The organism is Microbispora sp. NPDC049125 (assembly GCF_040802045.1).
Taxonomy (GTDB): domain Bacteria; phylum Actinomycetota; class Actinomycetes; order Streptosporangiales; family Streptosporangiaceae; genus Microbispora.
This window is the reverse complement of the sequence record NZ_JBEZDW010000031.1, coordinates 1-20,838: the sequence shown is the minus strand read 5'-3', so window position 1 is coordinate 20,838 and position 20,838 is coordinate 1. Positions and strand designations below refer to the sequence as shown.

The following is a 20,838-nucleotide window of genomic DNA, read 5'->3' as shown; positions in this document are numbered from 1 at the left end:
ATCGGGGGATCAGACGAAATATTCGGTGACGGACAGTGCCCAACCGGTTTCGCGAAGTGGCCCAGAGGTCGTACCCTCCGATAGTGACCTCTTGGGGGGTTTCTTACCTATGACGCTTTCTCGCAGCCTCACGCCGCTCGCCGGATGGCCGCGCGCGCTTCTGCCCACCGCCGAGATCCCTGAGCTCAACCGGCCCATGGACACCCGTGACACCGGCCCGCGCCCGGGGACGCCCCTGTGGGCCTACCTCACCGCGGTCATCGCCGTCGGCCTGACCGCGCTGATCGTCGCGCAGGTGCGCTTCGGCGCCGGCGACCTGGCCGAGGTGGGGCGGACGCCGCTGTTCTGGATGCTGGCGACCCTGGTGGTGCTCGGAGAGCTCCGGCCGGTCGCGGTCACCTCCTCGACGATCGTCGGGGGCACCCCGACCTCGACGATGTTCACGTTCGCCGTCATCATGTACCACGGCCTGCCGACGGCGGCGCTGCTGCAGGCGGTGGCGGTGCTGGTCAGCGGCCTGGTGCACCGCCGGGCCCCGCATCGCGTGATGTTCAACCTGGCGCAGGTCACGCTCGCCTGCACGGCGGCGGCCGTCACGTTCGGCGCGTTCGGGATCCACCCCAGGCCCGCCTCGCCGTGGACGCCGGACGGCATGGACATCCCCGCCATCGTCCTGGCGGGGCTGGCATACTTCGCGGTCCGCGCCGCGCTGGTCTGCGGCGCGGTGGCGCTGCACGAGCGCAGGCCCGTCATCCGCGTGCTCAAGGCGTCGATCGGCCCCCAGGCGCTGGTGTACGGCGCCCTGCTCGGGCTGGCGCCGCTGGTGGTGGTGGTCATGGCGCACTCGTCGGCCCTGGTGCCGCTCTTCATCGCCCCGCTGACCGCCGTCTACTTCACCGCGACGCTCTCCCTGCGCCGCGACCACCAGGCGACCCACGACGGTCTCACCGGCCTGCCCAACCGCAAGATGCTCATCCTGCGTACGGAGGAGGCGCTGGCCGAGGCCCGGCGGCACGAGCGGGTCGGCCTGCTCCTGCTCGACCTGGACCGCTTCAAGGAGGTCAACGACACGCTCGGCCACCCCGTCGGGGACCGGCTGCTGCAGCTCGTGGCCCACCGCCTGACCCACAGCGTGCGCCCGGGCGACGTCGTGGCCCGGCTCGGCGGCGACGAGTTCGCCGTGCTGCTGCCGTCCATCAGGGACGCGCAGGCGGCCAAGGAGGTCGCGTCCCGGCTCCGGGTCGCCCTTACCGAGCCCGTACGCCTGGAGGGGATGACGTTCGACCTGGACGCCTCGATCGGCATCGCGCTCTACCCGGACCACGCGCCCGACTTCGAGCTGCTGATGCAGCGGTCCGACGTGGCGATGTACCTGGCCAAGGAGGGGCGCACCGGCGTCGAGTTCTACCTTCCGGCCAAAGACCGCAACTCCCCCGAGCGGCTGAGCCTGCTGGGCGACCTGCGGCGGGCGATCGACTCCGACCAGCTCGACCTCCACTACCAGCCCAAGGTCAGCCTCGACGACGGCCGGGTGGAGAGCGTGGAGGCGCTGCTGCGCTGGTGGCATCCCGTCCGCGGCCCGGTCTCGCCCGGCGAGTTCATCCCGCTGGCCGAGCAGTCGTACCTCATGCGCGAGCTCACCCAGCACGTCATCCAGCGGGCCCTGCAGCAGGCGGCCCGGTGGTGGCACGCGGGCATGGACGTGCCGATCTCGGTCAACGTGACCGCCCGCGACCTCCTCGACTCCAGCCTCCCCGAGCAGCTCGAGGCCGGGCTGGACAAACTGGAGTTACCCGCCGAAGCGATCCAGCTGGAGGTGACCGAGCGGATCTTGATGACCGATCAGGCGTACAGCGCGGAGACCATACGCGCGCTCGCCGCACTGGGCATCCAGCTCTCGCTCGACGACTTCGGCACCGGCTACTCGTCGCTGGTCCGCCTCCAGCGGCTCCCGGTGTCGGAGGTCAAGATCGACGCGTCGTTCGTCCGGCGGCTGGGCGAGTCGGCCGACGACGAGCGGATCGTCCGGTCGATCATCGACCTGGTCAGGTCGCTCGGGCTGCGCTCGGTGGCGGAGGGCGTCGAGTCGCATGAGATCGCACAGCTCCTGCGGAAGATGGGCTGCCAGGCCGGTCAGGGATGGTGGCTCGCCAAGCCCATGCCGGCCGCCGAGGCCACCGTCTGGCTGCGCGGCCGCCTGAGCGCCTCGTTCACCGCCCACGCCGCCGACGGCGCGCGGCTGGCCCCGCACTGAGGCTGCGGCGCAGGGCTCCGTACGCGGGAGAACGGGCCGGGGCGCCACGGGGACCCGCCAGGAGTGCCGGGCGCCACGGGGACCCGCCAGGAGTAATGCGTCGGCCGCGCTCGGGGACGAGCCCTAGGATGAGAAGGTCCAATCTCCATCCATGAAACGGGTTCGACGACTCATGTCCGCCATAACCCGCGATCAGGTCGCTCACCTCGCCCGGCTGTCCCGGCTGGCGCTGGCCGACGATGAGCTCGACCACTTCGCCGCCCAGCTCGACCAGATCGTCGGGGCGGTGGCCCGCGTCTCCGAGGTCGCTGCCGACGACATTCCGCCGTCCTCGCACGCGCTGCCGCTGACCAACGTGTTCCGCCCCGACGAGGTACGGCCCAGCCTCACGCCGCAGGACGCCCTGGCCGGAGCGCCCGCCGTGGAGGACGACCGGTTCCGCGTGCCCAGGATCCTGGGGGAGGAAGCGTGAGCCGCCGACGCACGCCCATGGGGGAGTCCGCATGAGCCTCATCCACAAGACCGCCGCCGAGCTGGGCAGGCTGATCGCCTCAGGTGAGGCCTCCGCCGTGGAGGTCGCCCAGGCCCACCTCGACCGCATCGCGGAGGTCGACGGCGACATCCACGCCTTCCTCCACGTCGACGCCGAGTCGGCGCTGGCCCAGGCCCGCGACGTCGACGAGCGCATCGCCCGCGGCGAGACGCCCGGCCCGCTGGCCGGCGTGCCGATCGCCCACAAGGACGTCTTCACCACCACCGGCATGCCGACGACCGCTGGTTCCAAGATCCTCGAAGGCTGGCGCCCGCCGTATGACGCGACGGTGACACGCCGCCTCCGCGAGGCCGGGCTGGTCATCCTGGGCAAGACGAACCTGGACGAGTTCGCGATGGGCTCCTCCACGGAGAACTCGGCGTACGGCCCCACTCGCAACCCGTGGGACCTGTCCCGCATCCCGGGCGGCTCGTCCGGCGGGTCGTCCGCGGCCGTGTCGGCCTACGAGGCGCCGCTTTCCACCGGTACGGACACCGGCGGCTCCATCCGGCAGCCCGCCGCCGTGACCGGCATCGTCGGCATGAAGCCGACCTACGGCGGCTCGTCCCGGTACGGGCTGATCGCGTTCGCGTCGTCGCTCGACACGCCGGGGCCGTTCGCGCGCAACGTGCTCGACGCCGCACTGCTGCAGGAGGCGTTCTCCGGGCACGACCCGATGGACTCGACGTCGATCGACGCGCCGGTCCCGCCGGTGGTCGAGGCCGCCCGCCAGGCGGACGTCGCCGGCATGCGGGTCGGCGTGGTCAAGGAGTTCGGCGGCGACGGCTACCAGCCCGGCGTGCTCGCCCGGTTCCAGGAGGCGGTCGAGCTGCTGGAGTCGCTCGGCGCCAAGGTCGTCGAGGTGTCCTGCCCCGCGTTCGAGTACGCGCTGCCCGCGTACTACCTGATCGCGCCGTCGGAGTGCTCGTCGAACCTCGCCCGCTTCGACGCCATGCGGTACGGCCTGCGCGTCGGCGACGACGGCTCCCGCAGCGCCGAGGAGGTCATGGCCCTGACCCGGGCCGCCGGCTTCGGGCCCGAGGTCAAGCGGCGCATCATGCTCGGCACGTACGCCCTGTCGTCGGGCTACTACGACGCCTACTACGGGCAGGCGCAGAAGGTCCGCACGCTGATCTCGCGTGACTTCGAGGCGGCCTTCCACCAGGTCGACGTGCTGGTCTCGCCGACGACGCCGACGACGGCGTTCCCGATCGGGGAGCGGGCCGACGACCCGATGGCCATGTACCTCGCGGACCTGTGCACGATCCCGAGCAACCTGGCGGGCAACGCCGCCATCTCCGTCCCCTGCGGCCTGGCCGACGAGGACGGGCTGCCGGTCGGCCTGCAGATCATGGCGCCGGTTCTCGGGGACGACCGGTGCTACCGCGTCGGCGCGGCCGTCGAGCAGGCGTTCGAGAGCCGCTGGGGCGGCTCCCTGCTGTCCAGGGCGCCCGCGCTCTAGAAGGTCGCGGAGGGGAGGAACGGCGGCATGATCACCCGCATCGAGATCGACGGCTTCAAGTCCTTCCAGGACTTCGCCCTCGACCTGCCGCCGTTCCTCGTCCTCATCGGCACCAACGCCAGCGGCAAGTCCAACCTCCTGGACGCCCTCACCTTTGTCGCCACCGCCGCCACCCGAGGTGTGGACGCGACCGTGACGGAGGTACGCGGCGACGCCCGGGGCCTGTTCCGCAGGCGCGGCGACGGCACCCGGGTCGACCGTATGAGCTTCGCCGTCGAGTTCCTGCTTCCCGAGTCTGATGTGAAGCACCGTCATTGGCGCTACGAACTGGGGCTCGCCTGGGCCGAGCCGCAGGGTGCCCTTGAGGGGATCAACGTCGAGGACCAGCGCCTCCTGCCGGTGCCGTTGAGGGAAGACAGGCCGGTTGTCCGGACTCCGGCGCCAGAGCGCGACCCACGGTCGGTTCTCCCCCCGTTGGCCGAGTCGATGGGGTCGCTCGCTCCGTTGGAGATTTCCGAGGGGCTGTCGAATGAGGAACGGGCGACTCTGCGCGAAGTCCGGCGGGAGCTGAAGGAGGTGCGGTCGCTGCATCTCGAAGCCGGCTCTCTGCGCCGGGCGAGCGAGATCGGCGGCCCCCGGCGGATGGAATCGACCGGGCGCAACCTGCCCAACCATCTCCGCTCCCTGGCGCGGGAGACGGCATCGGAGAACCGGCCGCTCGGGGTGGTCGGCGAGATCAAGATGCACCTTGTCGGCCTGGTCCGGGAGATCAGCGACTTCGAGATCGTCGAGGACGAGCGCCGCAGGGATGTCCGGCTTGAATTCTCCTCGCCGTACGACGAGGGACTGGACGCGGAGTCCGCATCCGACGGCACGCTCCGCATGCTGGCCGTTCTGGCCGCACTCCACGACCGCGGGACGCTCGCTGTGGAGGAGCCGGAGAACGGGGTGTTCCCGGAAAGACTGCGGCAGTTGCTCGACTTGGCGCGCGGCCTGGTCACGGACCTGCCCGAGCCTTCCCAGCCCGGCGAGAAGGGCGGAGCACCCTTCGGCCGCCAGGTGGTCTTCACGAGCCACTCTCCGGTCGTGCTTGACGTCGTGCCCCGCGCGAACATCGCCTTCCTGGACATGACCACCCTCATCGAGGGCGGGGTCGCCAGCCGGGTGAGCCGGGTGAGGCGGCTGAGGGAGGGCGGCGGGCCGGTCCGCGTCGAAGAGGAGAGGTGGCCGCGGATCACGGAGTCGGAGCTCGACAGGTTCAGGACCGGGGTGGAGGAGCCGGTCTGATGCGGAGCCTGAGCTGCGTGCTGGTCAGGGAGGCCCTGGGAGGGGAACGGGGCGCGTTCGACGTCGTCCTCTACCACCACGACGGCGCACCGGCCACCAAGTCCGACCCGGTTGTGAAGCGCATGCGGCAGACTTGGGTCGCGGGCGGGTTCCCGGAGCCTCTGGTCCCCGTCGTGCCGATGCGGGAGACCGAGGCGTGGGTGCTCGCCGACCGGACGGCTCTGGTGAAGGCGCTCAACGTGCGCAGGCTCGGACGGGCGCCGGATTCCGGGCCGGGTGTGGAGTCCTGCCCCGACCCCAAGGCCGTCATCGAGACGCTGCTGAGGGACGAGGCCGGGATCAACCCGAGCAAGAGCGGCGTGCTGCGTGCGCTCTACGTGACGGTGGCGGAGACGGCCGACATCGGCGTACTCAGGAAGGTGCCCGCCTTCCGGCAATGGTGGAACGACATGACTGAAGCATTGGAAGGACTGGGTTACCAGCATGGCTGATATCGCGACGCTCATGCCGTATGACGAGGCGCTGGAGCGCTTCGAGCCGGTTCTCGGGCTGGAGACGCACGTCGAGCTGGGCACCGCGTCGAAGATGTTCTGCGGCTGCCCGACGGAGTTCGGCGCGCCGCCGAACACGCACGTCTGCCCGGTGTGCCTGGCTCTGCCCGGGTCGCTGCCGGTGGCCAACGAGAAGGCGATCGAGTCGACGATCCGGATGGGTCTCGCTCTGAACTGCTCCATCGCCACGTGGTGCAGGTTCGCCCGGAAGAACTACTTCTATCCGGACATGCCGAAGAACTACCAGATCAGCCAGTACGACGAGCCGCTGTGCACGGACGGCTACCTGGACGTCCAGGTGGACGGCAAGACGATCAGGGTGGAGATCGAGCGCGTCCACCTGGAGGAGGACACCGGGAAGTCGACCCACGTCGGCGGTGCGACGGGCCGGATCCACGGCGCCGACTACTCGATCGTCGACTACAACCGGGCCGGCATCCCGCTCGTCGAGATCGTCACCAAGCCCATCCCGGGGACCGGCAGGCTCGCCCCCGAGGTCGCCAGGGCGTACGTCACGGAGCTGCGCGAGGTGATGCGCTCCCTCGGCGTGTCCGACGTCCGGATGGAGCAGGGCTCGCTGCGCTGCGACGTCAACGTCTCGCTGATGCCGCGAGGGGCGTCCGAGTGGGGCACCCGTACGGAGACCAAGAACGTCAACTCGCTGCGCAGCGTCGAGCGGGCGGTGCGAGGGGAGATCGAGCGCCAGGCGGGCATCCTCGCCGCCGGCGGCCGGATCATCCAGGAGACGCGGCACTTCCACGAGGACACGGGGGCCACCACGTCCGGCCGGTCCAAGGAGGAGGCGCAGGACTACCGCTACTTCCCCGAGCCCGACCTGCTGCCCATCGCCCCCGACCCCGCGTGGGTGGAGTCGCTGCGGGCCACGCTGCCCGAGCCGCCGTCCGCGCGCCGCTCCCGCCTGCAGGCGGAGTGGGGTGTGTCCGACCTGGACATGGCCGCGATGCACAACGCCGACGCGATCGACCTGGTGGAGGCGACCGTGGCGGCCGGCGCGCCGGCCGCTGACGCGCGCAAGTGGTGGATGGGCGAGCTGGCCCGCCGGGCCAACGAGTCCGGCGCCCCGCTGGCCGACCTGCCGATCACGCCGGGGCAGGTGGCCCGGGTGGCCGAGCTGGTCGCCTCCGGCGCGCTGAACGACAAGCTGGCCCGCCAGGTGCTCGAAGGCGTTTTGGCGGGCGAGGGCGGCCCGGACGACGTGGTCGAGAAGCGGGGTCTGCGGATCGTCAACGACGAGGGCGAGCTGTCGGCCATCATCGACCAGGTCCTCGCCGGCAACGCCGACGCCGCGGACAAGGTGCGGAGCGGCAAGATCGCGGCGGTGGGCGCTCTGGTCGGCGGCGTGATGAAGGCCAGCCGGGGCAAGGCCGACGCCGGCCGGGCGCGTGAGCTGATCCTGGAGAAGCTCGGCGTAGAGGGGTAGCCGGGGCCGCCCGCCGCGCCGTGACGGCAGGTGGGAGACACCGTCGCAGCCGAATGGACATCCGTATGACGAGAAGGCCCGCCCTCGCACTTGGCGGGCCTTCCGTCGGATACGGACGCGACCCGCGGCAGTGATGTGGCCGGCCCGGGCATACCACTCTGGCTAATGTTGCATTGCCCTACTGGAGGTCATGGTTTTATGACATATCCAGCAGTGGGTGCTTTAGGGTTAACTGAGCGAAGTTGCCCTTGAGCCTGAGGAGACCGAGGCGTGCGGAACGCCGGAGCGTCCATCGACCCGCCGACGGATCCGTCCGCGGCGGCGCCTCCGGTCGTTTCTCCCCACAGGCACCCGGTCCGCCCCGGCGTGGCCTCGCTCCCCAAAGGGGTGTCGGCCGACATCTTCGGCGAGATCACTCCGCCGCCGATCGCCGCCGCAAGGATCGCCCCCGAGAGCAGCCTGCCGCCGCCCCCCCAGCCTGTGGAGCCGTGGCCCGTCGCCGACAAGACGATCCGCGAGGAGCCCCCGGTCGTCTACATCGGCCCCGAGCCGCTGCCTCAGGGGCGCACCCTGCGCAATGCCCTCATCGTCTTGTTCACGCTGCTCCTGCTGGCCTACCTCGTGCCGGGCGTCTCGATGGCCGGGCGGATCCCGCCCGGCACGACCGTCCTCGGCGTGGACATCGGCGGCCAGCGCGTGGCCGAGGCGAGGGCCACGCTCGGCGATCGCCTCTACGCCCAGACCCACGCGCCGATCATCGTCAGGCAGGGCATGCGCCGGCTCACCGTCGACCCGCAGCACGCCGGGCTGTCACTCGACGTGGACGCCACCGTGTCCCGCGCGTCCAGCGCGTTCCCCAGCCCGGCGCAGGTCTGGACCGCGCTCACCGGCAGCCGTGAGATCGGGCCGGTCGTGTCGGTCGATCGGGTCAAGCTGGACGCGACGATCGCCGACGAAGTGGCGGCCGCCCTGGACAATCCGGGTCACGAAGGGGGCGTCACCTTCCACGGGCTCACCCCCGTGCCCACCTACCCGCAGGTGGACCGCAAGATCGACAGAGCGGCGGTGGCGAACGCCATCCAGAAGGCCTACCTGAGCCCGGACACGATCGTCCCGGTGGCTGTGGTGCGCACCGCGCCGCAGGTGACCCGGAGCGAGGTGCGCCACGCGGTGGAGTGGGCGAGGCGGGCGGTGGCCGCGCCCGTCACGGTGACCACGGGGACGGCCTCCGCCCAGATCGACCCCGCCACGCTGGCCGCGAACCTCACCTTCGTACCGGAGGGGCACAGGCTGCGGCACGAGTTCGACGCCGAAGCGGTGGCGGCCGACCTGGAAAGGCGCCTGATCGACCCCGCGGAGACCGCCCGCGACGCCGCCTTCGTCGTCAAGGACGGCAAGCCGGCGCTGGTGCACGCCGCGCCCGGCAAGACCATCGACACCGGCCGCCTCGCCACCGACCTGCTCGCGGCGCTCGACGGCGAGAGCCGTACGGTCACCGCGACGGTGACAAGCGGGCCGCCACGCGTCGGCGACGACGACGCGCTGCGGATGGGAGTGAAGGAGGAGGTCGGCCGCTACACGACCTCGTTCGCCTGCTGCGTGCAGCGGACGGCCAACATCGCGACCGCCGCCCGGCTCGTCGACGACCACCTCGTCAAGCCCGGGGAGACGTTCTCGCTCAACAGGTTCCTCGGCCGGCGCGACGGCGCCGCGGGGTTCAGCGGGGCCGGTCCGACGATGGTCCGCGGGCAGGCCGGCCTCGACGTGCCCGGGATGTCGCAGTACGGCACCGCCATGCTGAACGCCGTGGTCCGCGCCGGACTCGAGGTCGTCGAGTACACGCCACCCGACGTGCACACCCAGCAGCTCCCCGCGGGCCTGGAGGCCGCCGTCTCCTACCCCGGCCCCGACCTCGTCTGGAAGAACGACTCGCCGTACGGCGTGCTCGTGCAGGCGTCCGTCAAGGGAAGCTCTCTGACGTTCCGGTTGTGGAGCACCAAGCGGTTCGACGTCGAGCTCGGGGACCCGGTGAAGACCGAGCATGACCGGCTGCCCGCGGTGAGGGGAGGCGGCGCCTGCGTGCCCCAGGCCGGGCAGGCCGGGTTCACCGCGGAGGTCACACGGGTCCTCAAGCAGAACGGCGAGATGGTCGACCGCCAGTCGTTCCGCGCCGTCTACCAGCCCCGGGCGGCGGTGGTCTGCCCGTCATCCGGCGGGTGACGGGCGCAGGACCAGGATGCGGTCGTCGCCCGGGCGGGGAGAGCCCCGCCCGTCCCGGTTGCTGGTGCTCACCCACAGCGTCCCGTCGGGGGCCGTCGCGACGGCCCTGAGCCTGCCGTAGTCGCCGGCGTACCGGGCCACCGGACGGCCCGCCCCGCCGTCGGCGCGCAGCGGGATCTGCCACAGCCGCTCGCCGCGCAGCGCCGCCGCCCACAGCGACCCTCCCGCGTACGCCAGCCCGGACGGTGAGGCCTCGCCGGTCGACCAGGTCAGCAGCGGGTCGGCGTACTCCTTCCGCCCGCCCACGCCTTCGACCTCCGGCCAGCCGTAGTTGCGCCCCTTCTCGATCAGGTTGACCTCGTCGAAGGTGTTCTGGCCGAACTCGGTGGCGTACATGCGGCCACGGTCGTCCCAGGCCATGCCCTGCACGTTCCGGTGGCCGTACGACCAGACGAGCGTGCCGAAGGGGTTGCCCGGCGCAGGCTTGCCGTCCATGGTCATGCGGAGGATCTTGCCGCCGAGCGCACCCTTGTCCTGGGCCAGGGGCCGGTCACCGGTCTCGCCGGTCGAGGCGTACAGGCTCCCGTCGGGGCCGAACGCGAGGCGGCCGCCGTTGTGGATGCCGCCCTTCGGGATGCCCGTGACGATCGCGACGGGGTCGGACAGCCGGCCGTCGTAGCGGTACCGCACCACCCGGTTGTCCTGAGAGGAGGTGACGTACACGAAGACATAGTGATCGTTCCTGTAGGTGGGGGAGACGGCCACGCCCAGCAGGCCCCCCTCGCCGCTGGGGGACGCCTCCTCGATCCTGCCCACCTCGGTGGCCTTGCCCGCGGGGGTGACCCGCAGGAGTCGCGCCGAGTCCCGCTCGGTCACCAGGGCGTCGCCGCCCGGCAGGAACGCGATGGCCCAGGGCACCTCCAGGCCTGTCACCAGGGTGCGCGGCCGGCCCGGCGCCGCCGCCGTCCCCTCGGGTGCGGGGGTCGTCGCTCCCGCCTCCGGGGCGCCGCCGCCGACCGCGCCACCTCCCGCCGCGCCGCCTCCCGCCGCGCCGCCTCCCGCCGCGCCGCCTCCCGTCTCCGCGGAGCACGCGGCGAGCGCGGTGCACGCGGCGAGCACGGTGCACGCCATGACCACCGCGGCCAGCGTCCTCGACCACCGGCGTGAGCGCGCCTCCGGGCCACGTCCGACCATGATTTCGACCTCCTCGTCCCATCCCATACTCGCTGCCCGGGGAGAAGGTTCCCTAAGAGGTCGTCTCATACGGTGAGCCGTCGATGCCGCCGCGGTGACGGGGGCCGGACCGCCGGCAGGACACCCAACAGCGTCTCAGTCAGTGCCGGCGAAGGCGCCGGGCGTGCCGGAACCGTCGCCGGCCCGATCCAGCCACTCGGCCAGCAGGGCGCGCTCGGCGTCGGTGAGCATTGTGAGCTTCGGCGCGACGGCCCGGAATGCGACAGTGGCCGCGGTCGCGTCGTCCGCGGGAAGCGTCGGCATGTCGGTGAGGATCGATCGCATCACCGCCTCGTACATCGTGTCCGCGAGGCCGAGGTCCCGGTGTTCCGGCGGGGTGGCGAGCAAGGTGAGCACGACGCCGGTGCCGGCGGCGTGAATGAGTTCGACGGCGCGCCTTTCCGAGACCCGGAGCCGGCCGATCGCCGCGACGCGGTGCACCCGGGCGCGCAGAACTTCCAAGCCGGCGGCGGCCGCCGGTGAACGAGCCCCGCGGCCGGGGTCGGTGAGGAGACCGAACAGCGCCGCGTTGGCGAGGCCGAAGCCGATATGCGTGTCCCACCCCGTCCGAAGAACTTCGATGGGGTCGCCGCTGTCCTCGGCCAGGGTCTTCCCGGCGACGTAGGTGGCGAAGACGTGTTCCGCGACGGCGTCGAGCAGCGCGTCCTTGTCCTCGAAGAACCGATAGATGGTCGGCGCCTGCATGCCGGCCGCCTGCGCGACCGCACGGGTGGTGACCGCGCTCGCGCCCTGCTCACGCAGGAGCTGCGCCGCGCACTCCACGATGTTGGTTCGCGTCTTGTGCCTGCCGGCACTGTCCGCCCTCACCTCGGCCATGCTTCCAATGATAACGCACTCTTGCTATCAATGTTGCTAACAGTGGTAGCGTATTTCCTATTACATCGTTAGCAGGAGGCGTAAATCATGATCATCGTTACTGGCGGCACCGGCCGGCTCGGCTCCCAAATCGTCGACCGGCTGCTCGATCGGGTCCCGGCGGACCGGGTCGGCGTGAGCGTCCGCGACACCGGCCGCGCCGGCGACCTGGCCGCACGCGGGGTACGCGTGCGGCGTGGCGACTTCACCGACCCCGGCTCCCTCGCGGACGCGTTCGAGGGCGCGACGCAGGTGCTCATCGTCTCCGTCGATCAGACGGGTGAGGCGGCGATCGCCCAGCACGTCGCGGCGATCGACGCCGCGCGTGAGGCCGGCGTCGAGCGCATCCTCTACACCAGTCACCAGGGCGCCGCCGAGGATTCGCTCTTCGCTCCGATGCCCGACCATGCCGCGACCGAGCGCTACCTGTCCAAGACGGGCACACCGTTCACGGCCCTGCGGAACGGGTTCTACGCCGACACCATCCGGCACCTGCTCGGCCGGGCGCTCGAAACCGGCGAACTCGTCGCGCCGGCCGACGGGCCCATATCCTGGACCACGCACGCCGACCTCGCAGAAACGGCAGCGATCATCCTCGCCGACGACGGCCGGTTCGACGGTCCGACCCCGCCGCTGACCGCACCGGACGCGCTCGACCTCGCAGACATCGCCGGCATCGTCACCGAACTCACCGGACGCACCATCCGCCGCGTCGTCGCCGACGACGCGGAGTGGACAGCCGCCATGATCGGCCACGGCGTACCGGCGGATCAGGCGAACATGCTGCTCGGCATGTTCCACGCGGCACGCCGAGGGGAGTTCTCCACCACCGGTCCGGAGCTCGAGAAGCTCCTCCAGCGCCCTGCCACGCCGGTCCGTTCGGTAGTGGAGGAACTCACCACCCAGCCGTGAACCTGCCCTTCCGGATGTGGCCGCCCACCTGGGCGGCCACATCGCACTCATCTCGGCATGAGCGGGCGTGGCGGCTCCCTCCGGTTCTCGCCCCGAGCGGTACGGCTTCTTGCCCGAGTGGTACGGCCGATCCGCCGCCACCCGGTCGATCGGGACGAGCGTCCCATCCGGTACGACGAAGGCATGGCCGGCGCGTTTAAGTTGGACCTCGTGAAGATCTGGGTCGCCTCCGAAGAGATCGCCGACGCGCTGTCCCACCTGCCCGAAGGGCTACCTGCCGCCGAATGCTCGGTCTACGACGGGAAAGGGCCCCTGCCCGGCCCGCCCGAGGAGGTCGAAGTGTGGGTGCCGCCGCTCGTCCCGGTGCCCGACATCCCCGGCCTGCTGCGCCGCATGGAGAAGCTGCGCCTGCTGCAGACCGTGACCGCCGGTGTCGAGCCGTACCTGCCGCACGTGCCTGAGCACGCGGTGCTCTGCAACGCGCGCGGCGTGCACGACGCCGGCACGGCCGAGTGGGCCGTCGGCGCCATGATCGCGGTGCTCCGCGACTTTCCCGAGTTCGCCGCCGCCCAGGCGCGCCGGGAGTGGACCTACCACCACACCGGGGTCCTCGCCGACTCCACTGTGCTCATCGTCGGGTACGGCTCGATCGGGGAGGCCCTCGAACGGCGCCTCACCGGGTTCGAGGTGGAGATCGTCCGGGTGGCGCGGACCACCAGGGAGGGCGTGCACGGAGAGGACGAGCTGCCCGCGCTGCTGCCGGCGGCCGACGTCGTCGTGCTGCTCGTGCCCGCGACCGCCTCCACCGCCGGGCTGGTCGACGCGGAGTTCCTCGCCCGCATGAAGGATGGCGCGGTCCTGGTGAACGCGGCGCGAGGATCGGTCGTCGACGCCGGCGCCTTGGTCGCCGAGCTGCGCGCCGGCCGCCTGCGCGCCGCGCTCGACGTCACCCCGGCCGAGCCGCTGCCGCCGGACCACCCGCTGTGGACCGCCCCCGGCGTCTTCATCACCCCGCACGTCGCGGGCAGCACTCCCGCGTCCAGACGGCGCGTCCGCGCGCTGGTGCGCGAACAGATCATCCGGTACGCCACGGGCCGGCGGCTCGATAACATGATCACCGGGCATTACTGACCGCTCCGCTAAGGATTCCGGAACGTGGCTGCCCCGTGACCTGGGGTGCGTACGGTGATGCTCATCGTGCACGGCTGGTTATCAGATCGGTGACGACTCGGCGGTTGTCCCACTGTGGATCAGCGGCTATGCGCACACTGGCCATGTGACAGGGAGAGTAAAGCCGAGTCGAGAACGGGAGGGGCAGTGACGGCACACCCCACCGAACGCGACGACGCCGCTTCACCCCCCGCCTCGCCGGCGACGGGTACGGCGGCCCCCGGGCTCGCCGTGGTCGAGGCGGTGACGCGATCGGTTCCGGGCACGGCGGCGGACTCGCCGGCAGGAACGGCGGCGGGCACCGGCTCGACGGCCGACGCGGAAACCGCGGAGGCGACAACGACAGCGGCGACAACCACAGAGGCGACAGGCGTGAACGCCAGGCGTGACCCCCGGGTCTTCCTCACCGCAGCGGCCGGGCTCGGCGCGGTGGCGGTCGCAGCCGCCCTGTTCTCAGGCGGCTCCTCCTCCGTCGTCGCCGCCGTCGCCGGGGTCGTCACCGGCCTGCTCGCGGCCGTCTCCCTGGTCACGGCGGCCTTCCGGGTCGCGCCGCGCCACCGGCGTCAGCCGGCCGCCTGGCGGTGGCTGTCGGCGGGCTCGCTGACCTGGCTGCTCGGCGTCGGCGTCCGCCCGGCCGCCGACGGCACCCCCTTCGTGCTCACCTTCGCCGACCTGTTGATGCTGGTCGGGGCGCTGCTGCTGGCCATCGGCTCAGGGCTGTCGGTCAAACCTCCGGCGTACACCAGGGGTGTGCTGCGCCAGGCGGCCGACGCCCATCTGGCCGCCGCGTCCATCTTCGTGGTGGCCTGGGTCGCCGTACTGGGACCGGCCTTCCGAAGAGCCCACGAGCCGGGCACGTTCTTCGTGACGCTCGCTCTGCCGATCGTCTGCCTCCTCGCCGCGTGCGCGGTCGCGCCCGCGGTGGTCGCCTCCCGCTCGGGCAACCGGATCGTCGGCCTCACCGGCGTCGGCGTGCTCGCGGCCATAACGGTGGCCGAGATCGCCACGGCCCTCGCCCGGCTCGACGGCGACACGCCGCCGCTGGCGACCGGTCTGGTCGCGCCGGCCGCCTTCCTGGTGCTCGCCGTCGCCCCCTGGGCGGAGCGTGACAGGGTCCGCCGTCCGCTCCCGGCCGCGCTGACCGCCACCCCGCTCGTCCTCGCCGCCGTGGCCACCGTGGTGGTGACGGTCCACGCCGTCAGCTCGGGCCGCGACGCCGCGTTGTCCGTCGTGGCCGCCTCCGCAGTCCTCGTGCTGCTCGGCCGGCTGTTCGTGCTCCTCGTCGAGACCGCCGGGATGCGCCGACTGGTCGACGTGGGTGAGCAGCAGCTGCGCCAGCTCGCCGAGAACACCGGCGACGTCGTGCTCGTCTGCGACCACGACGGCGTCGTCCAGGAGATCGGCCCCGGCGTCGAGGCGACCTACGGCTACCGCCCCGAAGACGTCGTCTGCCGTCCGATCTTCGACTACATCCACCCGGAGGACGTGCCGGGAGTCCAGGCCCTGCTGCGCCAGACGGCCGGCGACGACGAGATGCCGGACCGCCACAGCTGCCGGGTCGCCTGCCGGGTCCGCGCCTCCGACGGCACCTGGCGGCCCACCGAGTCCGTCGCGACCCGCCACGTCCGCGGCGACGATCTCATCCTGGTGACCGTCCGGGACCTCAGCGACCAGGTCGCGCTGCGCAACCAGGTCACCCACCTGACGTTCCACGACGGGGTGACCGGGCTGCCCAACCGGGCCTACTTCGAGGAGCGCGCCCGCGACGTCCTCACCCGGCGGGACGCCAGCCGCACCGCCGTGATCTTCCTCGACCTCGACGGCTTCACCGCGGTGAACGACTCCGTCGGCCACGCCAGCGGCGACTACCTGCTCGGCCAGGCGGCCCGCAGGCTGCGCTCCGCCGTACGGGCCGACGACACGCTGGCCCGCTGGGGCGGCGACGAGTTCGCCGTGCTGCTGGAGGGCGGCCCCGCCGGGGGCACCGACGCCCAGACCGCCATCGACCTCGCCGAGCGCCTCGTCCGTGCGGTCTCCTCCGAGCCGTTCCGGGTGGCCGACAGGGACGTCGCGCTGACGGCCAGCGTCGGCGTCGCCTTCGCCGAAGAGGGGCTGCCCGCCGGCGACCTGCTCCGCAACGCCGACGTCGCGATGTCCCGGGCCAAGGAGCTCGGCGGCCGCCGGGTGGAGGTCTTCGCCACCCACATGCACGCCGACGTCGTACGCCGCCTGGAGATCTCCACCGACCTCCAGAAGGCGCTGCTGGAAAACCAGTTCGCCGTCGAGTACCAGCCGATCGTGGACCTGGCGACCTCCCGTGTCACGGCGGTCGAGGCGCTGGTCCGGTGGTGGCGGGGCGGCACCATCGTGCCGCCCGAGCAGTTCCTCGGGCCCGCCGAGGACACCGGGATCATCGTGCCGCTGAGCGAGTGGATCCTCCGCGAGGCGTGCCGCGAGGTCGCGGCGTGGCGGGCCTCCTCGTGGGACATCGGCCTGTCGCTCAACCTGTCCACACGCCAGATCACCGCTCCGCGATTCGTCGAGACCGTCTCGGAGGCCCTGGCGGAAAGCGGGCTGCCGGCCAGCGCGCTCACCCTCGAAGTCATCGAGGAGATGCTGGTCGAGGACGCCGGCGACACCATCACCAAGCTGTCGGAGCTGCGCGCCCTCGGCGTACGGCTCGCCATCGACGACTTCGGCACGGGATACGCCTCGCTGGCGTTCCTCCGCCAGCTTCCCGTGGACATGATCAAGATCGATCCGTCGTTCGTCTCCGGGCTGGGCAGCGACGAGACCGTCACCCTGCTGACCCGCACGATCGTACGGCTCGGCCACGACCTCGGTCTCGTCGTCGTCGCCGAGGGCATCGAGCGCGCGGAGCAGCTGGAGCTGCTGCGTGAGATGGGCTGCACCCGCGGTCAGGGCTACCTCGTGGCCCGCCCCATGACCGCCCGCGAGATCGACACCCTCATGGGCAGCCCCCTCCAGAACACCGCGTAGCCCGCAGGCGCCCGGCCGTCACGAGGCCTTCACGGGCGCCCCGAGCCCGCGCGAGGTGTGGTGCGGCGTGCAACTGTCACGTGAGGGGCGCGGCCGTGTCTGGACTGAGGAGCGCGCGGGAGCGAAGCGACCAGAGCGCGACGAGGGCTGTGTTGATGACGCGCCTTCGGCACGATCAAGCGGCCTCAAGGGCGCCCCGAGCCCGCGCGAGCGAAGCGAGCGCAATCGAGTAGAGTCCGGATGGTGAGATTGGCGTCCCACATGATTTGACGTAGGGGCGGTCCATCGGACAAGGTGGAGCCATGCATAGCGGTGGGATCCTCGTAGTACTTCGCAGGCGCGCAGCCTGACGAAGCCCTCGGTCCTGCGCGCGCCCCAGCTCCGCCCCCGGCGGACGGGGCATTTTTTATGCCAGCAGCCACCCAGCCACACACGCTCAGCCACAAGGAACGAGCCGATGACCGAACAGATGACAGGTGCCCAGGCCCTCGTGAGGGCGCTGGAGCAGGTCGGGGTCGACACGGTGTTCGGGATCCCGGGCGGGGCCATCCTCCCCGCGTACGATCCCCTCTACGACTCGACCAAGGTCCGGCACGTGCTTGTACGGCACGAGCAGGGCGCCGGCCACGCGGCCGAGGGGTACGCGCAGGCGACCGGTCGCGTCGGGGTCTGCATGGCGACCAGCGGCCCGGGGGCCACCAACCTGGTCACCCCGATCGCGGACGCGTACATGGACTCCGTGCCGATGGTGGCGATCACGGGCCAGGTCTCCAGCCCCCTGATCGGCACCGACGCCTTCCAGGAGGCGGACATCTCCGGCATCACCATGCCGATCACCAAGCACAACTTCCTCGTCACCAAGGCCGAGGACATCCCTCGTACGATCGCGGAGGCGTTCCACATCGCCGCGACCGGCCGCCCCGGGCCGGTGCTGGTGGACATCGCCAAGGACGCGCTCCAGGCCCTCACGACGTTCGTCTGGCCACCCGTCATGCAGCTGCCCGGCTACCGTCCGGTGACCCGGCCGCACTCCAAGCAGATCCGCGAGGCCGCCCGGCTGATGCGCGAGGCGAAGCGGCCGGTGCTGTACGTCGGCGGCGGCGTCCACAAGGCCGGAGCCTCGGCGGAGCTTCTGGAGCTGGCCGAGCTGACCGGCATCCCGGTGGTCACCACGCTGATGGCCCGCGGCACGTTCCCCGACAGCCACCCCCAGCACATGGGAATGCCGGGCATGCACGGCAGCGTCTCGGCGGTCGGGACCCTGCAGCGCTCGGACCTGCTGATCGCCCTCGGCACCCGGTTCGACGACCGCGTGACCGGCCAGCTGTCCAGCTTCGCGCCGAACGCCAAGGTCATCCACGCCGACATCGACCCGGCGGAGATCTCCAAGAACCGCCACGCGGACGTCCCGATCGTGGGCGACTGCCGCGAGGTGATCGGCGACCTGGTCACCGTGGTGCGCAACGAGCACAACGAGGGCCGCAAGGGCGACTACGCCGACTGGTGGCGGCTCCTCAACGGCTACAAGGAGACCTACCCGCTGGGCTACGACCAGTACGAGGACGGCTCCCTGGCCCCGCAGTACGTCATGGAGCGGCTGAGCGCGCTCGTCGGCCCGGACGCGTACTACGTCGCGGGCGTCGGCCAGCACCAGATGTGGGCGGCGCAGTTCATCGGCTACGAGAAGCCGGGGACGTTCATCAACTCGGGCGGCGCCGGCACGATGGGCTTCGCCGTCCCGGCCGCGATGGGCGCAAAGATGGGCATGCCGGACGCCACGGTGTGGTGCATCGACGGCGACGGCTGCTTCCAGATGACCAACCAGGAGCTGGCCACCTGCGCCATCGAGGGCGTGCCGATCAAGGTGGCGGTCATCAACAACGGCAACCTCGGCATGATCAGGCAGTGGCAGACGCTGTTCTACGACGAGCGGTACTCCAACAGCGACCTGAACAGGGTCAAGCGGATTCCGGACTTCGTGAAGCTGGCCGAGGCGTACGGTTGTGTCGGCCTGCGGTGTGAGCGTCCCGAGGACGTCGACGCGACCATCCAGAAGGCCATGGAGATCAACGACGTTCCGGTCGTGGTCGACTTCGTCGTCCACCAGGACGCCATGGTCTGGCCCATGGTCGCCGCCGGCACGAGCAACGACGACATCAAGTACGCCCGCGACATGGCGCCGAAGTGGGAGGGCGACGAATGAGCAGGCACACGCTGTCCGTTCTGGTGGAGAACAAGCCGGGCGTGCTGGCCCGGGTGGCGGCGCTGTTCAGCCGCCGGGGGTTCAACATCGACTCGCTGGCCGTCGGCCCCACGGAGCACGACGACATCTCCCGGATGACGATCGTCGTCAACGTGGAGGAGCTCCCGCTGGAGCAGGTCACCAAGCAGCTCAACAAGCTGGTCAACGTCATCAAGATCGTCGAGCTGGACTCGGTCCAGTCGGTGCAGCGCGAGCTGATGTTGATCAAGGTGAGGACCGACGCGGAGAGCCGGTCCCACGTCCTGGAGCTGGTCAACCTGTTCCGGGCCCGCTGTGTCGACGTCGCCACCGACGCGGTGACCATCGAGGTCACGGGCACGACCGACAAGCTGGAGGCGTTCGTCCGGGTCCTTGAGCCGTACGGCATCAAGGAGCTCGTGCAGTCGGGCATGGTGGCCGTCGGCCGCGGCGCCCGTTCCATCACCGATCGTTCGCTTCGGGCGCTCGACCGCAGCGCATAGCCGCGCGGTTCGAGCGGTTCGAGCAATCGGACGACATTCTGCGAAAGGTAAGCAAGTGACTGAGATCTTCTACGACGACGACGCCGACCTGTCGATCATCCAGGGCCGCCACGTCGCCGTCCTCGGATACGGCAGCCAGGGCCACGCGCACGCCCTGAGCCTGCGCGACTCCGGCGTGGACGTGCGGGTCGGCCTTCCCGAGGGCTCGAAGAGCCGGGAGAAGGCCGAGGCGGACGGGCTGCGCGTGCTGACGCCGGGTGAGGCCGTCGAAGAGGCCGACCTCACGATGATCCTCGCCCCGGACCACATCCAGCGGCACCTGTACGCGGAGCACGTGGCGCCGAACCTGGTCGAGGGCGACGCGCTGTTCTTCGGCCACGGCCTGAACATCCGGTACGGCCTGATCGAGGCGCCGGAGGGCGTCGACGTCGCCATGGTCGCGCCCAAGGGCCCCGGCCACCTCGTCCGCCGCCAGTACGCCGCCGGCCGCGGCGTGCCCTGTCTCGTCGCCGTCGAGCGCGACGCGACGGGTGGCGCCTGGCCGCTGGTCCTGTCGTACGCCAAGGGCATCGGCGGCACCCGGGCCGGCGCGCTGAAGACGACCTTCACCGAGGAGACCGAGACCGACCTGTTCGGTGAGCAGGCGGTGCTGTGCGGCGGCGTCTCCGAGCTGATCAAGGCCGGGTTCGAGACGCTGATCGAGGCGGGCTACCAGCCCGAGGTCGCGTACTTCGAGTGCCTCCACGAGATGAAGCTGATCGTCGACCTGATGTACGAGGGCGGCATCTCGAAGATGTACTGGTCGGTCTCCGACACCGCGGAGTACGGCGGTTACAGCCGTGGCCCGCGCCTGGTCACGGCGGAGACGAAGAAGGAGATGCGCCGCATCCTGGACGAGGTCCAGGACGGCCGCTTCGCGCGCGAGCTGGTCGAGGAGTTCGACTCCGGGCAGGCCAACTTCAACAAGTACCGCGAGGAGATGGCCGGGCACCCGATCGAGGAGACCGGCGCGAAGCTCCGCCCGATGATGAGCTGGCTCAAGAACGCCCAGTCCTGAAGGCCCGGACGTTGAAGGTCCAGTTCTGATGTTGCAGTTCTGAAGGCTCAGTCCTGAACGTCGCCGCGGCGCCCCCCCCGGGGGGGGGGCGGCGCGCCCCCGGGACCCCGCGGGGACGC

15 protein-coding genes are annotated in these 20,838 nt (G+C 71.2%); 13 read left to right on the top strand and 2 right to left on the bottom strand.

Features of this window, described 5'->3' with window-relative positions; all coding sequences use genetic code 11:
* Window positions 1–109: 109 nt before the first annotated feature.
* From AB0B72_RS29255 to AB0B72_RS29225, 7 genes are all read left to right on the top strand, one after another.
* A complete protein-coding gene (locus AB0B72_RS29255) occupies window positions 110–2,254 on the top strand; it encodes a putative bifunctional diguanylate cyclase/phosphodiesterase (protein ID WP_367742346.1) in 2,145 nt (714 codons plus the stop codon).
* Between the two features lie 172 nt (window positions 2,255–2,426).
* Window positions 2,427–2,726 (top strand): Asp-tRNA(Asn)/Glu-tRNA(Gln) amidotransferase subunit GatC, encoded by a 300-nt coding sequence (gatC, locus tag AB0B72_RS29250; RefSeq protein ID WP_367742345.1) that lies wholly within the window; start codon window positions 2,427–2,429, stop codon window positions 2,724–2,726.
* 31 nt (window positions 2,727–2,757) lie between these two features.
* Window positions 2,758–4,248: an Asp-tRNA(Asn)/Glu-tRNA(Gln) amidotransferase subunit GatA gene (gatA, locus tag AB0B72_RS29245; RefSeq protein WP_367742343.1), complete on the top strand. Its 1,491-nt coding sequence runs from the start codon at window positions 2,758–2,760 to the stop codon at window positions 4,246–4,248.
* 27 nt (window positions 4,249–4,275) lie between these two features.
* Window positions 4,276–5,535 carry an AAA family ATPase gene (locus AB0B72_RS29240; protein WP_367742342.1) on the top strand — a complete coding sequence of 420 codons (1,260 nt, stop codon included), beginning with the start codon at window positions 4,276–4,278 and terminating at the stop codon, window positions 5,533–5,535.
* On the top strand, window positions 5,535–6,026 hold the full coding sequence (locus AB0B72_RS29235) for a hypothetical protein (protein WP_367742341.1): 492 nt from the start codon (window positions 5,535–5,537) through the stop codon (window positions 6,024–6,026). Before AB0B72_RS29240 ends, AB0B72_RS29235 begins: the two co-directional genes overlap by 1 nt.
* Entirely contained in the window at window positions 6,019–7,527 is a 1,509-nt protein-coding gene (gene gatB, locus AB0B72_RS29230) for an Asp-tRNA(Asn)/Glu-tRNA(Gln) amidotransferase subunit GatB (protein WP_367742339.1), read from the top strand. The genes AB0B72_RS29235 and gatB overlap by 8 nt, the downstream gene beginning before the upstream one ends.
* Before the next feature lie 270 nt (window positions 7,528–7,797).
* On the top strand, window positions 7,798–9,747 hold the full coding sequence (locus AB0B72_RS29225; RefSeq protein ID WP_367742336.1) for a VanW family protein: 1,950 nt from the start codon (window positions 7,798–7,800) through the stop codon (window positions 9,745–9,747).
* On the opposite strand, the gene AB0B72_RS29220 is transcribed toward AB0B72_RS29225, so the two are convergent.
* Window positions 9,733–10,941, bottom strand: coding sequence for a sorbosone dehydrogenase family protein (locus AB0B72_RS29220; protein WP_367742335.1), 1,209 nt, complete (start codon window positions 10,939–10,941; stop codon window positions 9,733–9,735). The two genes, AB0B72_RS29225 and AB0B72_RS29220, sit on opposite strands and share 15 nt — an antisense overlap.
* 135 nt (window positions 10,942–11,076) lie before the next feature.
* The gene (locus AB0B72_RS29215) at window positions 11,077–11,817 is read right to left on the bottom strand and encodes a TetR/AcrR family transcriptional regulator (RefSeq protein WP_367742334.1); all 741 of its coding nucleotides are present in this window, start codon (window positions 11,815–11,817) and stop codon (window positions 11,077–11,079) included.
* 87 nt (window positions 11,818–11,904) lie between these two features.
* Here AB0B72_RS29215 and AB0B72_RS29210 point away from each other — a divergent pair, with 87 nt between their 5' ends.
* The 6 genes from AB0B72_RS29210 (at window position 11,905) to ilvC (ending at window position 20,719) form a co-directional block, all read left to right on the top strand.
* Window positions 11,905–12,768, top strand: coding sequence for an SDR family oxidoreductase (locus AB0B72_RS29210; RefSeq protein ID WP_367742331.1), 864 nt, complete (start codon window positions 11,905–11,907; stop codon window positions 12,766–12,768).
* A 210-nt stretch (window positions 12,769–12,978) separates the two neighbouring features.
* Window positions 12,979–13,899 carry a 2-hydroxyacid dehydrogenase gene (locus AB0B72_RS29205; RefSeq protein ID WP_367742329.1) on the top strand — a complete coding sequence of 307 codons (921 nt, stop codon included), beginning with the start codon at window positions 12,979–12,981 and terminating at the stop codon, window positions 13,897–13,899.
* A gap of 186 nt (window positions 13,900–14,085) precedes the next feature.
* Window positions 14,086–16,938, top strand: coding sequence for a putative bifunctional diguanylate cyclase/phosphodiesterase (locus AB0B72_RS29200; RefSeq protein WP_367742327.1), 2,853 nt, complete (start codon window positions 14,086–14,088; stop codon window positions 16,936–16,938).
* Window positions 16,939–17,395: 457 nt separating this feature from the next.
* Window positions 17,396–19,141 carry an acetolactate synthase large subunit gene (locus AB0B72_RS29195; RefSeq protein ID WP_367742326.1) on the top strand — a complete coding sequence of 582 codons (1,746 nt, stop codon included), beginning with the start codon at window positions 17,396–17,398 and terminating at the stop codon, window positions 19,139–19,141.
* On the top strand, window positions 19,138–19,662 hold the full coding sequence (ilvN, locus tag AB0B72_RS29190; RefSeq protein ID WP_367742325.1) for an acetolactate synthase small subunit: 525 nt from the start codon (window positions 19,138–19,140) through the stop codon (window positions 19,660–19,662). Before AB0B72_RS29195 ends, ilvN begins: the two co-directional genes overlap by 4 nt.
* 64 nt (window positions 19,663–19,726) lie before the next feature.
* A complete protein-coding gene (ilvC, locus tag AB0B72_RS29185) occupies window positions 19,727–20,719 on the top strand; it encodes a ketol-acid reductoisomerase (RefSeq protein ID WP_367742425.1) in 993 nt (330 codons plus the stop codon).
* The last annotated feature ends 119 nt before the right edge of the window (window positions 20,720–20,838 follow it).

Bases quoted from the DNA above. Each gene is read 5' to 3' on its own strand.
- AB0B72_RS29255 (WP_367742346.1), top strand. From the start codon at position 110: ATGACGCTTTCTCGCAGCCTCACGCCGCTCGCCGGATGGCCGCGCGCG.
- gatC (WP_367742345.1), top strand. From the start codon at position 2,427: ATGTCCGCCATAACCCGCGATCAGGTCGCTCACCTCGCCCGGCTGTCC.
- gatA (WP_367742343.1), top strand. From the start codon at position 2,758: ATGAGCCTCATCCACAAGACCGCCGCCGAGCTGGGCAGGCTGATCGCC.
- AB0B72_RS29240 (WP_367742342.1), top strand. From the start codon at position 4,276: ATGATCACCCGCATCGAGATCGACGGCTTCAAGTCCTTCCAGGACTTC.
- AB0B72_RS29235 (WP_367742341.1), top strand. From the start codon at position 5,535: ATGCGGAGCCTGAGCTGCGTGCTGGTCAGGGAGGCCCTGGGAGGGGAA.
- gatB (WP_367742339.1), top strand. From the start codon at position 6,019: ATGGCTGATATCGCGACGCTCATGCCGTATGACGAGGCGCTGGAGCGC.
- AB0B72_RS29220 (WP_367742335.1), bottom strand. From the start codon at position 10,941: ATGGTCGGACGTGGCCCGGAGGCGCGCTCACGCCGGTGGTCGAGGACG.
- AB0B72_RS29215 (WP_367742334.1), bottom strand. From the start codon at position 11,817: ATGGCCGAGGTGAGGGCGGACAGTGCCGGCAGGCACAAGACGCGAACC.
- AB0B72_RS29210 (WP_367742331.1), top strand. From the start codon at position 11,905: ATGATCATCGTTACTGGCGGCACCGGCCGGCTCGGCTCCCAAATCGTC.
- AB0B72_RS29195 (WP_367742326.1), top strand. From the start codon at position 17,396: ATGACCGAACAGATGACAGGTGCCCAGGCCCTCGTGAGGGCGCTGGAG.
- ilvN (WP_367742325.1), top strand. From the start codon at position 19,138: ATGAGCAGGCACACGCTGTCCGTTCTGGTGGAGAACAAGCCGGGCGTG.